The following is a 13,672-nucleotide window of genomic DNA, read 5'->3' on the forward strand; positions in this document are numbered from 1 at the left end:
CTCATCTTATTATCGTTGAAAATTGAAAACGTGGAACATCTCGGATCCAGCCTGATTACACTTGTTTTACAGGGCTTGCTCCACCAAAATACTCGTCCTATATATTATACATATATTAAGTATCGCATCACTATATTTTGACAAAATACATCTCATGCTGCGGGTAATCCCCTAACTATAGTGAATAAAATAAGGCTACTCATAGCATACTACTCCAGTCACTGAACTTATATTCGGAAAGCGAGGAAATATGGATGTCAACTCTCTTGTACATTACTGCCCATCCGCATGATCATCAAACCTCTTTCAGTATGGCTGCCGGGAAAGCTTTCATTGAGGCTTACAAGCAAAGCCATGCATCTGATGAAATCATTCATCTTGATCTGTACCGTTCCAACATTCCACATATTGATGCAGATGTATTCAGCGGGTGGGGCAAGCTGCAGGCTGGCGGCGACCTGACCTCTGAGGAGCAGGCCAAAGTTCAGCGTCTGAACGAGCTGTCCGACCAGTTTGCGAGTGCCGACAAGTACGTTTTTGTTACACCCCTGTGGAATTTCTCATTCCCGCCTGTATTGAAAGCCTACATTGATTCCATCTGTGTAGCAGGCAAAACGTTTCGTTACACAGAGCAGGGCCCGATCGGTTTGCTTACAGACAAAAAGGCACTGCACATTCAGGCACGGGGTGGCGTTTACTCGGAGGGTCCTGCGGCCGAGATGGAATCCGGGCATCGTTATCTAAGCATTATTATGTCATTTCTGGGCGTGCCGAAGCTGGATGGCATTTTTGTGGAAGGTCATAACCAGTACAAGGATCGTGCGGAGGAGATCAAGCAAAAAGGAATTGAAGAAGCACAGCGTTTTGCCAAGGAGTTCTAATCCGCTAAAAAACAAATAAAACCCGCACCACTTCCTCGAGTATAACTCAAGGCGGGTGCGGGTTGTTTAGCTTAGACAAACGTTATCGTTTTGGCGTTCCAGCGCTGGCACGGCTCATCGTTTCGAGCTTGCGAGTGATCGCATGCCGATCAATTTTCAGACCCCAGATCAGTTCGATGATCTGTTCCTTGTCCTCGGGAGAATCTGTATGTTTCAGCTGCATCAACAAATCGTGCATCTGCTCGTTAATATCCTCGAATTGATTCCAGAGATCCTGACGCACCTCGGTGGAATCTACGTGATGGTTGGAATCGACTTCTTCCTTCAAGGCTTGCAGGATGGAGTCCTTCCACTCCTCATCACCTAACTGCTTTGCAATATTCAGGAGATCCAGATAATCGTCAACAAGAAGTGAGTTCAATTCAGCATATGTTTTCATCGTTTATTGCATCCCCTTTTCGTTCTATTTACCCAGTATTATACTCGGTATTTCAGGTTATGCAATAGTTGTCGAGAAAAAGGTTAAAACCTGACTTGATCATGTCACATTCTGACGAACTGGATTTCCTACTGCAATCGCTTGTACGCATTCAGTATGTCTCAATATGAACGGTGAAATGAACTGATCAGGACTTGAGCTGCTGTAATAATTGCACGCGGTAGGCTTCACTTTCAAGAGACTGAATCTCTTGATATTGCTCGTCAGTCAGAACCTTGGGTTCCCCCGCAGCCTTTGCAATCATATATACCTTGGCACTTTCTTCAACCACTTGTGTGCGGTAATATGCTTCTCGCAGATTTTTGCCTGTCGTCACCAGACCGTGATTGACAAGAATAAGGGCTGAATGCTCCGTTACTTTGGCAGCAACGGCATCCGCCAGGAGTTTGGTTGTAGGCAATACGTAAGGTACAAATCCGATATCTCCCACCAGTGCTGACTGGTCAGGGAACAGATGCGGCAAGCTGTCATAAACAAGACTTAGTGCAATCGTATATGCGGGATGCGTGTGCACAATGGCCTGAATATCGGGATTCACTCGATAGCTGAACAGATGCATCAGCACTTCAGATGAGGGACGTGTGGCCCCTTCACGGGTCTCTCCCGTCTCTATATCAATAGCAATCCATTCATCCGGCTCCAGCTCCTCCAGGGCGAAGCCGCTCGGTGACAAGAGCATGGTGCCATCTGAGCGCGCGCTAATGTTCCCGCCTGGACCAACAACCAGTCCTTGAGCTACCGCCTTACGGGCGTATTTGGTCAATTCCTCTCTCACCTGTTGTTCAGACATGCTTCTCTACCACTCCTTTATCTGTTTCTTTTACTCCTTCTGTCTTACAGTTTCATGGCATTAAGGTTGCTCCTGTTTCAACCCATTTAATTGCTGATATGTTCCATACGCCTCTGGCCAGCCATCCTGCTGCTCAGGCGTGTAGATGTCAGGTTCAAAAGAACCCCCTGCAATTTCATGTGCATCGGACAAGCTGTCTAGTTCACCAAGTGCAACATACTGCATCAGGCAGTTACCTGCTGCAGATGCTTCAACGGGTCCGGCGATTACCGGGACTCCAGCCGCATTCGCTGTAAACTGGCATAACAAACGATTCTGCACCCCACCTCCAACCATATGAATGACCGGAGGTTTATTGCCTGTAATCTGCTCAAGTTCATCCAGTGTCTGCCTGAACTCCAGTGCGAGACTTTCCAATATACAGCGCACGATCTCTCCGACACTATCAGGCACCTTCTGGCTGCTACTTTGGCAGTGCTGGCGAATTCGCTGCGGCATATCACCAGGACTCATGAATACCTCGTCTCCTGGCGGTACAAATGATTGAAGCGGACGCGCCAGGGAAGCAAGCTGAATAAGCTCTTCATGGGAATAGACCCGATTTTCCCGCTGCCACTGGCGTTTACATTCCTGCAGCAGCCACAGACCTGAACGATTTTTGAGCGTCCTCACCTTGCCGCTTACCGTTCCCTCATTAGTAAATCCAAGCTTGCGGCTCAGATCACTCAACACCGGGCCATCCCGTTCAATGCCCATCAGAGACCATGTGCCGCAGCTGATAAAAGCATATTCAGATGCAGATGCAGGGATGGCTGCAAGTGCTGAAGCTGTATCATGTGATCCTGCGGAAACAACGTGCATCGGGCCACTGCGCAGCTCTCGAATCAAATCGTTGTTTAATGCACCAAGCACGGTGCCTGGCTGAACAAGCTTCGGGAACAAGCTATGCGGCAGACCCAGACGGCTCATCAATGCTTCATTCCATCTTGCTTCCCCGGTATGAAGCAAACCGCTTGTGCTTGCAATCGTATACTCACAAGCCTGTTCACCTGATAGATAGTAGTGGAACAAGTCCGGCATGAATAACAAACGCGTGCCAGGATCGACATCCGCTGTCCGTTCCCGAAAATCACCAAAGAGCTGAAATATCGTATTAATCTGTTGAGGCAGTACCCCGGACATGGAATACAGTTCCTGCTCACTCACTACAGAAAGCACATCTTTCATCCATTCCCCATGGCGTGCATCCCGGTAATGACGCGGATTAGCAAGTAATCTGCCGTTGCCATCGATCAGTCCGTAATCTACGCCCCACGTATCAACTGCAATAGAATGTATGGCAGAGGATAAACCGGCAGTGCCTTTCATCATGCCCTGCTTCAGCTCATGAAATAAATTCGGGAAGTCCCAATATAATTCCGTTCGAAGCTGTACAGGATCATTAGGAAAGCGATGAACTTCCTGCAGTGTCAGCTTGCGTCCCTCCAGTGCTCCCCGAACCACCCGTCCGCTTCCGGCGCCGAAATCGGCAGCAAGCACATACGCAGCGTTAGCCTGAGTTCCCATAGAATGCTCCCTTCGGTCAGCGTCTTAACGATACAGCGGGCCAAATACATGACAAGCGCGATAATCCGCACTTTCCGGCTCACTTGTGCCAAACATGCCCCAAGCACGCGGACGGAAAATGTCTTCTTCAGGCACATTGTGCATATTGACCGGAATACGTAATATGGAGGCGAGAGTAATCAGGTCCGCACCGATGTGTCCATACGAGATCGACCCGTGATTCGCCCCCCATTGGTTCATCACCTCGTATACTGAAGTAAAGGCTCCTGAGCCCGTCAGTATTGGAGCAAACCAGGTGGATGGCCATGTGGGATCAGTCCGCTGATCCAATGTGTCATGCACATGCTCAGGCAAGTCCACTGTGTAGCCTTGAGCCAGCTGCAGCACTGGGCCTAACCCTTTCACCAGATTCAAACGGGTCATCGTTACCGGCATTCCGCCTTTGGTGAGAAAGTCCGCCGAATAGCCCCCGCCCCGAAAATACTCAACGGAAGCAGGTCTCCATGAAGTCGCTTTCAGACAATTCTGCACTTCCTCGTCCGTAATTTCCCAAAAAGGCTTGAGCACAGGCTTGCCATCCCGTGTTTGCTCTCCCGTACCGTCGAGCGCAGCAGAGCCTGAGTTAATCAGATGCAAAATACCTGCCGCGGCCTGCCCCTCCAGCTGATGTCCTGTCACACGTTTCACGGATTCAGGGCTCCAATACGTACGTACATCGGCGAAGATCTGCGCGGTATGTGTCAGTAAAGAACCAAACAGCATAGAGACACCGTTCAGACTGTCATTCTCCGTAGCTACCAGATATGGCGCACGTTTACCGTTCCAGTCAAAGGAGGAGTTCAGCATGGATTCCAGAAAATCCCCATTGGGTGCATGATCCGTCCATTGCCGCTGCCCCTGAAACCCGGATACAATTGCATGATGTCCCATGGCTTCCTCTTCAAACCCGAGTGCAGCGAGCTTCGGATTACCTGCCATCAGATCACGCACAATCTGAGTCATTTTAACAACCGTTTCCCACTCGGCATCTTTGCGCTTCCGATCACTTTGAAGATGCTCCGGGTTGTTATCCGGGCCCTCACTGCAATTTTCCTTTACCCAGGAGAGTGCAAGCTTGTATTCCTCAGGATCATAGATTCCCTCTTCCATCCGCCGCGTCAATTCGCTCATATCCACGTATTCATTCCGCATGCCCAGATATTCCTGGAAAAAAGAATCATTCACGATGGAGCCTGCAATCCCCATCGACACCGAACCTATAGATAGATACGCTTGCCCCTTCATCATAGCCGCCGCAAGACCGGCACGACTGAAACGAAGCAGCTTCTCACGCACATCGTCTGGAATCGTAGAATCGCCGCCATCCTGCACCTCTTCACCATAGATGCCGAACGCAGGAATACCTTTCTGAGCGTGTGCAGAGAGCACTGCGGCCAAATATACAGCTCCTGGACGTTCCGTGCCGTTAAACCCCCAAATCGCCGTAGGCACTGAAGGTGACATATCCATCGTTTCCGTACCATAACACCAGCATGGCGTTACCGTAATCGTTACACCTACATTGGAACGACTGAACAAGGCTGCTGCTTGCGCTGCTTCCGCAACGCCTCCGATACAGCTCTCGGCAACGATACATTGTACTGGAGAACCATCTGGATAACGAAGCTCTGTTGAGATCAGCTCAGCTACCGACGTAGCCATGCGCATCGTTTGTTCTTCCAGTGACTCGCGCACCCCTTTGCGTCTGCCATCTATCGTGGGACGAATACCAATTTTGGGAAAATCCTGTTTGTAACGGTAATCCTGTTGAGTCATGGTCATGCGAGAACGTCCTCCTTTTAGTGCATTTCAATAAATGCATATGGATTTGAGAATATTCTGACTGAATACGAGGTCGAGGTCGGATTTGAGGAAAATTGCTTGTTTCATACCGGAAAAATGCGGCTGCCGATAACCTTCCGTTTTTTGAATGCGTTTACATTATGTTAAAAAATAAACCACTCTCATGAATTCATCATTTAATGTCATTCACTGTACCTTAGGCGCACAAGGGAACATACATGAAAACGAACGAGAGCGGTTCTTCTGTCTAATTCATTTATTCCGTTTAGGGTTATCGGTAACCCTAACATAGCATGCGCATATCTTGCTGTCAATCCACATTATCCTATAAAATGAAAAGACTACACTGCGGAAAGGTCAGATTTCATGTGATTACTATTTATGATATTGCCAAAAAAGCCAACGTCTCCGCGATGACCGTCTCCAAAGTGATTAATCGCACCGGGCGTATTAGTACAGCTACGCGGGAGCGAGTGCAGCAGGTGATCGATGAGCTTGGGTATATCCCTAACTCCAATGCGCGGAGTCTTGTGCTTCAGCGAACACAGATGCTTTCTTTACTGATTACGGACATTACCAACCCTTTCTATACCACGCTCGCACGCGGAGCGGAAGATGCGGCACATCTGCGTGGATACCGCGTTTTGTTTGGCAACAGTGACGAGGACTATCACAAAGAGAAGGAGTATGTGGAAGCTATTCTATCGACACGGGTAGATGGTGTGCTCTTTGCTCCAGCAGGTGATCGCTCTATTACCCATTTGCAGCAGCTGCAGGCGCGAAATATTCCATTTGTGTTTCTGGATCGGACAGTACCTGATATTCATTCCGATGTCATTGCCGGAGACAGCCGTCAAGGCGCTCTGGAGCTTATGCGTTATTTGATCAAGCTTGGACACCAGCACATTGCACTGGTAAACGGTTCGTCAGAGGTGTCCACAGCCAGATTACGTGAAGAGGGATATGTGGAGGGGCTTCGTGAAGCCGGAATTGCTCCCGATCCTTCGCTCGTGCTTCGTACCAGCTATCGGGATTTCAGTGATGATGAGGGGTTGCAACGTCTGCTATCCCGCCCGCAGCAGCCTACTGCTGTTTTTGCAGCAAATAACATGCTTGCGATTGGCGTTATCCGTATGCTACGCAAGCGTGGACTTCGAGTGCCGGAGGATATTTCCGTCGTATGCTTTGATGATCTTGATCTGGCGTCGGCCTTTGATCCCTTCTTAACGGTCATTGCACAGCCTGCATACGAATTCGGTTATCAGGGGATGCAGATGCTGATTGATCGTATCGAAGGAAAATTACCTCCAGAACCTCAGACGATCATTTTACCTTCGGAGATGCGAATACGCGCTTCTGCTGCGGCTCCCGCCCCTGACTGATGTTTACCGCAACCATCTTCCCGCTGCATACATAAGAAAAACAGGATGTCCCTGAGAGCAATTCTCTGGTTCATCCTGCATCTTGCTTCCGTGCTTTATTTCTCGGACTGTAGAGCCAGCGCAACCTCTCGCACAAGACCCGGGAACCAGTTCATGAGCTCTTCAAACGTATACCCGGCCTGCTCCGCTTTGGAAGTATCCATTGTCCAGGACTGCTCTACTCCAAAGGGCGACATGTCCTCGTCCACCGTCTGCTTCAAAATCTGCGACTGCATACCTGTCACTGTTTCGATAATATGCATCATAGCTGTGAGAGTAATGGAGCCCTTGGATGCTGCATTTACTGGACCTGTCAGCGACACCTGACCAAGCCAGGCCAGAAAGCGTGCTGCTTCCGTGGAGTGAATGAAGCCAATCTCGGCTTCGGGATTTGGCATACCGATCGGTTTGCCTTTTTGCACATGTTGAATATGAAAATGAAGTCTTCTTGTGTAATCGTCGATTCCAAGTACAATTGGAATTCGCATCGCCGCTACCGGGAAGGATGCCGTTTGGAAGAACACAGCCTCGGCGAGCCGTTTGCCCTCACCATAACTGAAATCCGACTTGCTGCCATATTGCAGCGGGTAAGTGTACGGATCAAAATCCGTTTCCACAAATCCCGGTCTGGGTTCCCCGTATACAGACAGCGTAGATGTCAGCACATATCGCTGCGTACGTCCGGCAAATGCTTCACAAGCAGCCTTCGCTTCATTCGGGGAATAACAGATATTATCATAAACAACATCCCATTGATCCGACTGCGCGGCCTCTGCGACGGATTGGGGGTCTTCCCGGTCCATGCGAATTCGCTTCACTTCCTCGCCAAAATCCACTTCTGTCTGTCCGCGTGTCGCGACCGTGATCTCCGATTTCCCTTCCCATAACAGATGATCCACCAATCTTTTACCAAAAAAACGCGTACCACCAAGGACAAGCACCTTTTTCATCCGGTTTCCCTCCAATGCTAATCTATTGTGACATCTTCTGAATACGAAGCATGGTATGTGCATTCCGCTGAAATTCGTATGACGTCTTGACTTCGGATACTATATATCCTCTTTTTTCCAAAAGCAACTTCAATTCATCCATATATTCATAACGCTTGCCTGACAAGTCTACGGTCGGAAAAACACGCACCTCATGTCGGGTTACACGCAGCATTTCCAGCAGTGTCTGCACATGAAAATCAACATTCAGCCGATCCGCATAGGTAAACAGGAAATGCGCAGATAAGGTTAAATCAAACTGTTCATCAGCAAACGGAAGTTCAGGCAATACAGCTGCTGTATACCCGCCCGGATATTGTCTCATGTCCGCAACACAATCTGTAATGGCACGCAGCCGTTCTTCCTTCAAGCCCTGAATCGATCCGAACCGATCCCAGACATATGCCCCCTGTGCAGCCTGCATCTGCTTCATCGTATGTTCAATGTCCTGCAGCCCTTTGGCGTTCAGCTCATTCGTATTGAACTGATACACGATATCGGCTGCCACTGGACGTGCGCCGCGCTTCCGAGCCTGACTGCTAAAGGAACATGCACCCCCGGGACAATCGAGAATGTGCTTGCCTGCAAGCTCCTGCTCTGTCAATTGAAACATGCTCATATACTCTTCGTACGTTCTTCCGATAAATACAATCTGTGCCAGTTCGAGGCTGCTCTCTTCTCTGCTCTGCTGATCGTTTACACTTCTCTGCTCATCTCTACTCATCTCTCTGACATCCTCTCACTGTCAATTAATCGTTAGGGAAAACGAGGCCTATCTGCTGCCTGATCTGATCCATCACCTGCATCGTTTGGTAAGAGCGCTCATAGGTGTTCATGGCAGATTCTTTCTTTCCTTGCTGTACCAGATTAACGAACTCCTCCATCTCATAATACATCACAGGATGCTGCTGCTCTACGGCCAATGGCTCGACCGTTCCGTCATTATAACGAATCTCTGCGTGTTCAGGCGCACCGATCTTGTCAATCAGGATACTGCCTCGTTCTCCGATGATCTCGCTTGGGGCATGCGAATTAGCGATTTTGGAGTATGTTACCACCGCTTCCATTCCGTCATAATTCAGCAGCACGCTGCCCTGCCCGTCCACACCGGATTCCAGCATGGTGGCTTGTGATTGAACTTGCTTTGGCGCACCAAACAACGTAATGAGCGGGTACAAACAATATACACCCAGGTCCATTAAAGCTCCATTCGCCAGCTCAGGCTTGAAGGCATTAAGAACAATGCCCTCCTTGTACTTGTCATAACGCGAGGAATACTGCGAGTAACCCGCTATGTATTTGCGAACAGGGCCGATTTTGTGCAAATGCTGCTGCACACTTTTAAACACCGGAACAAGCGTTGACTTCATGGCCTCCATCAAAAGGACGTCATGCTTCCGCGCTGTCTCGATCATACGGCTCACTTCAGCACCATTAGCCGCGAGCGGCTTCTCACACAATACATGCTTGCCGTTTCTCAGGAACAATTCGGCCTGCTGTGCATGCAGTGTATTTGGCGTTGCAATATATACTGCATCCAGGGTATCGCTGGCCGCCATTTCCTCCAGATCCGTGAAGCGATAGGCCGCATCATACCGATCTGCAAACGCATTCGCTTTCTCCTCTGTTCGCGAGTATACCGCTGTAAGCTGGAAACCTTGAACCAGTGCTGCTGCCTCCAGCAGCTTTTCCGTAATCATATTTGTACCTACGACCCCGAATCGAACCATACCGATCTACCTCTTTCCTTATGACTGAGATTTGTCAGATATTGAATGTGTTAAACATTGGAGTAATTCTTATTACACAACATGTCTCTCTATTGTAACGTAAAATTCCATTGGAATGAAGAAAGAGCTCGTTGCGTTAATGAAAAAGAAATTAATGTGATTTTAAAAAAGAGCTAATTATGATTTTGAAAAAGTGATAATTGTAATAATCCAGAAAGATATGTTCATTGTGATAATTCAGAAAGAGATGGTCAATGTTGAAATCTTGCGATTTGATTCGAAATCTCGTGATTTTCTGATCGCCATGGGTATAATTATAGCTGAGGTGATTCCATGAAACGTACAGAGCAGCTTCATTTCCTGCACCAAACGATTCCTGAGGAGTATTGGAAGGCAATAATCGAGAACGATTCTACGTACGATGGTACGTTTTTTTACGCGGTGCAAACGACCGGTATTTTCTGCCGTCCCTCGTGCAAGTCGAGACCACCCAAATACGACAACGTGCTCATCTTTCCCCATGCAGAGCAAGCGTTGGCTCATCAGTTCAGACCGTGCAAACGCTGCAAGCCTACTGGAGCACGAGTGCCTGACCAGGAATGGATCTATGGAGTTACCGATTATATTGACAAGCATTATACCGAAGCGTTAACGCTGGATATACTGGCTGCTGTTAGTCACGGGAGTCCATATCACCTGCATCGGGTGTTCAAACGCATTACAGGACAAACCCCGGTTCAATATATACAAGCCAAACGAGTAACAAAGGCTCAGGAACTGCTGAAACAAACCCATTTGACCGTTAGCGAAATCGGACGCCAGGTAGGCATATCCAACGCGGCTTATTTCGTTTCCGTTTTTCGCAAGCATATCGGTTACACCCCTGCACATTACAGGGAAAGGCAAGGCAGCAGCTTATGACCGTTCTATTGAACTATAAAGTACCCAAAACATTATTAAACAAAGGTAGCGGCTTCCTGAGCGGCTACACACACACCTTGAATCCGTACACAGGCTGTTCATTTGCATGTTCTTACTGCTATGTCAGACAGATGCCTGTCTCCTTGTTTCGCAAGGAAGACTGGGGAAGCTGGGTGGATGTGAAAAAAGAAGCCTCCGGCATTCTCGCCAAAGAACTGCAGCGTGCCCGTAAGAAAGGTAAAGTGACCATTTTCATGTCGTCCAGCACCGACCCGTATCAACCCGCCGAAGCTCGCGAACGAATTACACGCTCCTTGCTCGAAACGATGCTGCTGCACCCGCCCGATTTTGTGCTGGTACAGACTCGAAGTCCACTTGTCACCCGTGATATCGACCTCCTCCAGCAACTAGGAGATCGGGTGCGTGTAAGCATGACAGTGGAGACAGATCAAGATCACATTCGCAGGCACTTTACACCCGCCGCACCGCCCATTGCCGGTCGATTGCATGCACTCAAGCAATTGCGGGATGCTGGCATTCAAACGCAGGTAGCCATTGCACCTGTTCTGCCAAGCAGTGATCAGTTTGCTGTTAAGTTAAGACCGCTCGTTGTCCGTGTCTGCATTGATGATTATTTTATGGGAGATGGCAGTGAAGGCAAGCGCACGCGGAGACTTGGAATGGAGCAGCTTTACCAGGAGATTGGACTGGAGCAATGGATTCAGCCCGGGGCGTATAAACGCGTTGTAGAACAGATGAGGACGCAGTTTGCCGAGCATGAAATTTATATTAGCCAGGCCGGATTTGAGCCATGAGATTGATGCGCACTCTGCATACAGATCAACATAGAGCTCTTTCCACTCTTGATCATACCAGGAATAGCAAAAAAACAGCCTCTTTCCGTTCATCGGGAAAGAGGCTGTTTCTTCGTTGGTAAAACAAGCTATATACTTTATACTTCACTTTACATTTCTCTTGTCTTAAATGTGCTTAACTTATTTATCCAATGTATACAGTGGAAGATTCACAGGCAATGCCGCTGGTCGCTCGCATGTACTCTTCATCGCGTAGAAGGTCTGCTCATCTGAAGAATCATGGAACGCCCACATCGCTTCCAGCACATGATAGGCCAGTTCACCGCTGGCACGGTGTGCACGTCCGCTCTGCACCGCATAAGCCATATCCGCGACGCCGATGCCACGTGTATTTTGCTGATATCCCGGGAGCAGGGGAGCTTCTGTCCATTCGTGCTCGCCCATCAAGCGGTATCGTACCGGGCCGCCAAAGGTGTTCGGATCAGGCACCTGCAGTGTGCCATGTGTACCGTAAATCTCAATCGGAGGCAGTGCACTTCCACCAAACACATCAAAGCTTGTAATGAGCGTGCCGATGGCTCCTTGCTCAAATTGCAGCAGACCGGTGACATGCGTTGGAATGTCAACGGGAATGATCTGGCCCCTTTTTTTCTCACTGGTAATCATACGTTCATTCATCGCTTTCCCGGTCATTCCGGCAATAGACTTGATCGGTCCCAGCAGCTGCACAAGTGCAGTCAGATAATATGGCCCCATGTCAAACATAGGCCCGCCACCACTGGCGTAATAAAACTCGGGATCTGGATGCCAGAATTCATGTCCCCGGCTCATCATAAAGGCTGTTGCCGCTACCGGCTTGCCAATAATCCCGTCCTCTACGAGCTGAAGCGCCGTCTGAATACCTGAACCAAAGAACGTTTCAGGGGCACAGCCCACCAGAAGACCTTTACGTTTGGCTGTCTCCAGCACCGCCTGCCCTTCCTCACGAGTCACTGCGAGCGGCTTTTCTACATAAACGTGCTTGCCCGATTCCAATGCACGGATGCATACCTCTGCATGAACAGCAGGGATCGTCAGGTTGATAATCAGCTCAATCTCGGGGTCAGCGAACATTTCGTCTACAGTATAAACGTTGGGCACGTTATAGGCTGCGGCCTGCTCCTCTGCGCGCTTCCGGTCCAGATCGGCTACAGCCACAAGCTCAAGCACCTCGAAACGGTGACAGTTCTCCATGTAGATGCCGCTGATTTTACCACAGCCGATAATACCAACTTTCATTGTTTTCATACTCTTGCTCCCTTCGCCGTGGATCAAATATAGGGTAGTAAAATCCTGCATAAACGTCTTTCAAGTCGGCAGATTCTGGCACATCGTACAACCTCAACTAGATATGATTACAAATGTTCCAAACGTCAAACCTGCCACGGTCTGATTACAGGTAGAATGTCAGCCTAGGTTTGGTTGTCGGCCATGCCTGTGTAAGCCTCGGCTGCACCTGTTGATCTGCTTTTCGCCAGCTCTTTGCCAGCTGCTGTCCAGAGGAAACCACTGCGCATCATCTCGGTTACCGGCTTCATATCTACGATATCCGCATGATGTCCAAGCGAGTTATAGAATACACGCCCTGCACCCCAGCGCTTCGTCCAGGCTACAGGCATATCGACTGGCCCGTTTGCTGCGTGAGGACCTGATACGATCGGAAAGCGAGTGGTTGCCAGTACCTCCACAGCGGGATCAACATGCAAGTAATACTGCTCACTTTTCACCTGGAAATCCTCGATATGATCAAAGAGCGGGCTGGAGCCGCGTTTGATATTGACCATGTATTCCACACCGTCATTCCCTGGATGAGCCACCCACTGTCCACCCGTCATAAACTGCCAGTCTACGTTCGTACGAAACGCATCACACATGCCGCCATGCAGCCCGGCAAGACCTACACCGCTCTGTACAGCCGCCGAAACGTTATTGACGAGCTCTTGCTCAATCTGTCCCATCGTCCATAGAGGTACAATGAGATCCAGACCGCGAAGCTTCTCTGCATCCGCATAGGACTCCAGTGTGTTGGAAACCTCAACCTCAAACTGCTCTTCCTTCAGGATACGTTCAAAAATGGCCGCTACCTGCTCCGGCTCATGTCCATCCCAGCCGCCCCATACAATCAATGCTTTCTTCATCGCTTGATCACTCGCTTTCGTTTCATTCAATTTGGGTCGTT

The 13,672-nt window shown here is 49.2% G+C and carries 13 protein-coding genes; 4 read left to right on the forward strand and 9 right to left on the reverse strand.

Features of this window, described 5'->3' with window-relative positions:
• Positions 1 to 254: 254 nt before the first annotated feature.
• On the forward strand, positions 255 to 881 hold the full coding sequence (locus tag ACQSGY_RS07500; RefSeq protein WP_427051356.1) for an FMN-dependent NADH-azoreductase: 627 nt from the start codon (positions 255 to 257) through the stop codon (positions 879 to 881).
• An 82-nt stretch (positions 882 to 963) separates the two neighbouring features.
• On the opposite strand, the gene ACQSGY_RS07505 is transcribed toward ACQSGY_RS07500, so the two are convergent.
• From ACQSGY_RS07505 to ACQSGY_RS07520, 4 genes are all read right to left on the reverse strand, one after another.
• Positions 964 to 1,320, reverse strand: coding sequence for a hypothetical protein (locus ACQSGY_RS07505; protein ID WP_145402000.1), 357 nt, complete (start codon positions 1,318 to 1,320; stop codon positions 964 to 966).
• 187 nt (positions 1,321 to 1,507) lie between these two features.
• Positions 1,508 to 2,170, reverse strand: a complete 663-nt coding sequence (locus tag ACQSGY_RS07510) for a class II aldolase/adducin family protein (RefSeq protein WP_427051357.1) — start codon at positions 2,168 to 2,170, stop codon at positions 1,508 to 1,510.
• A gap of 60 nt (positions 2,171 to 2,230) precedes the next feature.
• A complete protein-coding gene (locus tag ACQSGY_RS07515; protein WP_427051358.1) occupies positions 2,231 to 3,736 on the reverse strand; it encodes a rhamnulokinase in 1,506 nt (501 codons plus the stop codon).
• Positions 3,737 to 3,760: 24 nt separating this feature from the next.
• Positions 3,761 to 5,551 carry an L-fucose isomerase gene (locus ACQSGY_RS07520; RefSeq protein WP_427051507.1) on the reverse strand — a complete coding sequence of 597 codons (1,791 nt, stop codon included), beginning with the start codon at positions 5,549 to 5,551 and terminating at the stop codon, positions 3,761 to 3,763.
• A 395-nt stretch (positions 5,552 to 5,946) separates the two neighbouring features.
• Between ACQSGY_RS07520 and ACQSGY_RS07525 the strand changes: the two genes are divergently transcribed.
• On the forward strand, positions 5,947 to 6,960 hold the full coding sequence (locus tag ACQSGY_RS07525) for a LacI family DNA-binding transcriptional regulator (protein WP_427051359.1): 1,014 nt from the start codon (positions 5,947 to 5,949) through the stop codon (positions 6,958 to 6,960).
• A gap of 95 nt (positions 6,961 to 7,055) precedes the next feature.
• On the opposite strand, the gene ACQSGY_RS07530 is transcribed toward ACQSGY_RS07525, so the two are convergent.
• From ACQSGY_RS07530 to ACQSGY_RS07540, 3 genes are read right to left on the reverse strand one after another with little or no spacing between them, the layout of a single operon-like run.
• Positions 7,056 to 7,949: an NAD-dependent epimerase/dehydratase family protein gene (locus tag ACQSGY_RS07530; RefSeq protein WP_427051361.1), complete on the reverse strand. Its 894-nt coding sequence runs from the start codon at positions 7,947 to 7,949 to the stop codon at positions 7,056 to 7,058.
• A 22-nt stretch (positions 7,950 to 7,971) separates the two neighbouring features.
• Positions 7,972 to 8,712 (reverse strand): SAM-dependent methyltransferase, encoded by a 741-nt coding sequence (locus ACQSGY_RS07535; protein WP_427051362.1) that lies wholly within the window; start codon positions 8,710 to 8,712, stop codon positions 7,972 to 7,974.
• 25 nt (positions 8,713 to 8,737) lie between these two features.
• Complete coding sequence (locus ACQSGY_RS07540; protein WP_216514388.1) at positions 8,738 to 9,718, reverse strand: Gfo/Idh/MocA family protein; 981 nt, start codon at positions 9,716 to 9,718, stop codon at positions 8,738 to 8,740.
• A gap of 333 nt (positions 9,719 to 10,051) precedes the next feature.
• Here ACQSGY_RS07540 and ACQSGY_RS07545 point away from each other — a divergent pair, with 333 nt between their 5' ends.
• Together ACQSGY_RS07545 and ACQSGY_RS07550 are read left to right on the forward strand one after the other, a co-directional pair.
• Positions 10,052 to 10,639 carry a bifunctional transcriptional activator/DNA repair enzyme AdaA gene (locus ACQSGY_RS07545; protein WP_427051363.1) on the forward strand — a complete coding sequence of 196 codons (588 nt, stop codon included), beginning with the start codon at positions 10,052 to 10,054 and terminating at the stop codon, positions 10,637 to 10,639.
• Positions 10,636 to 11,454, forward strand: coding sequence for a radical SAM protein (locus tag ACQSGY_RS07550; protein ID WP_427051365.1), 819 nt, complete (start codon positions 10,636 to 10,638; stop codon positions 11,452 to 11,454). The genes ACQSGY_RS07545 and ACQSGY_RS07550 overlap by 4 nt, the downstream gene beginning before the upstream one ends.
• 180 nt (positions 11,455 to 11,634) lie before the next feature.
• On the opposite strand, the gene ACQSGY_RS07555 is transcribed toward ACQSGY_RS07550, so the two are convergent.
• Positions 11,635 to 12,741 (reverse strand): Gfo/Idh/MocA family protein, encoded by a 1,107-nt coding sequence (locus tag ACQSGY_RS07555; RefSeq protein ID WP_111271688.1) that lies wholly within the window; start codon positions 12,739 to 12,741, stop codon positions 11,635 to 11,637.
• Positions 12,742 to 12,905: 164 nt separating this feature from the next.
• The gene (locus ACQSGY_RS07560) at positions 12,906 to 13,631 is read right to left on the reverse strand and encodes a ThuA domain-containing protein (protein WP_145403655.1); all 726 of its coding nucleotides are present in this window, start codon (positions 13,629 to 13,631) and stop codon (positions 12,906 to 12,908) included.
• Positions 13,632 to 13,672: the final 41 nt, after the last annotated feature.

The sequence above is a fragment of the Paenibacillus sp. TC-CSREp1 genome (genome assembly GCF_050171015.1).
In the GTDB taxonomy this organism is placed as follows: Bacteria; Bacillota; Bacilli; order Paenibacillales; family Paenibacillaceae; genus Paenibacillus; species Paenibacillus silvae.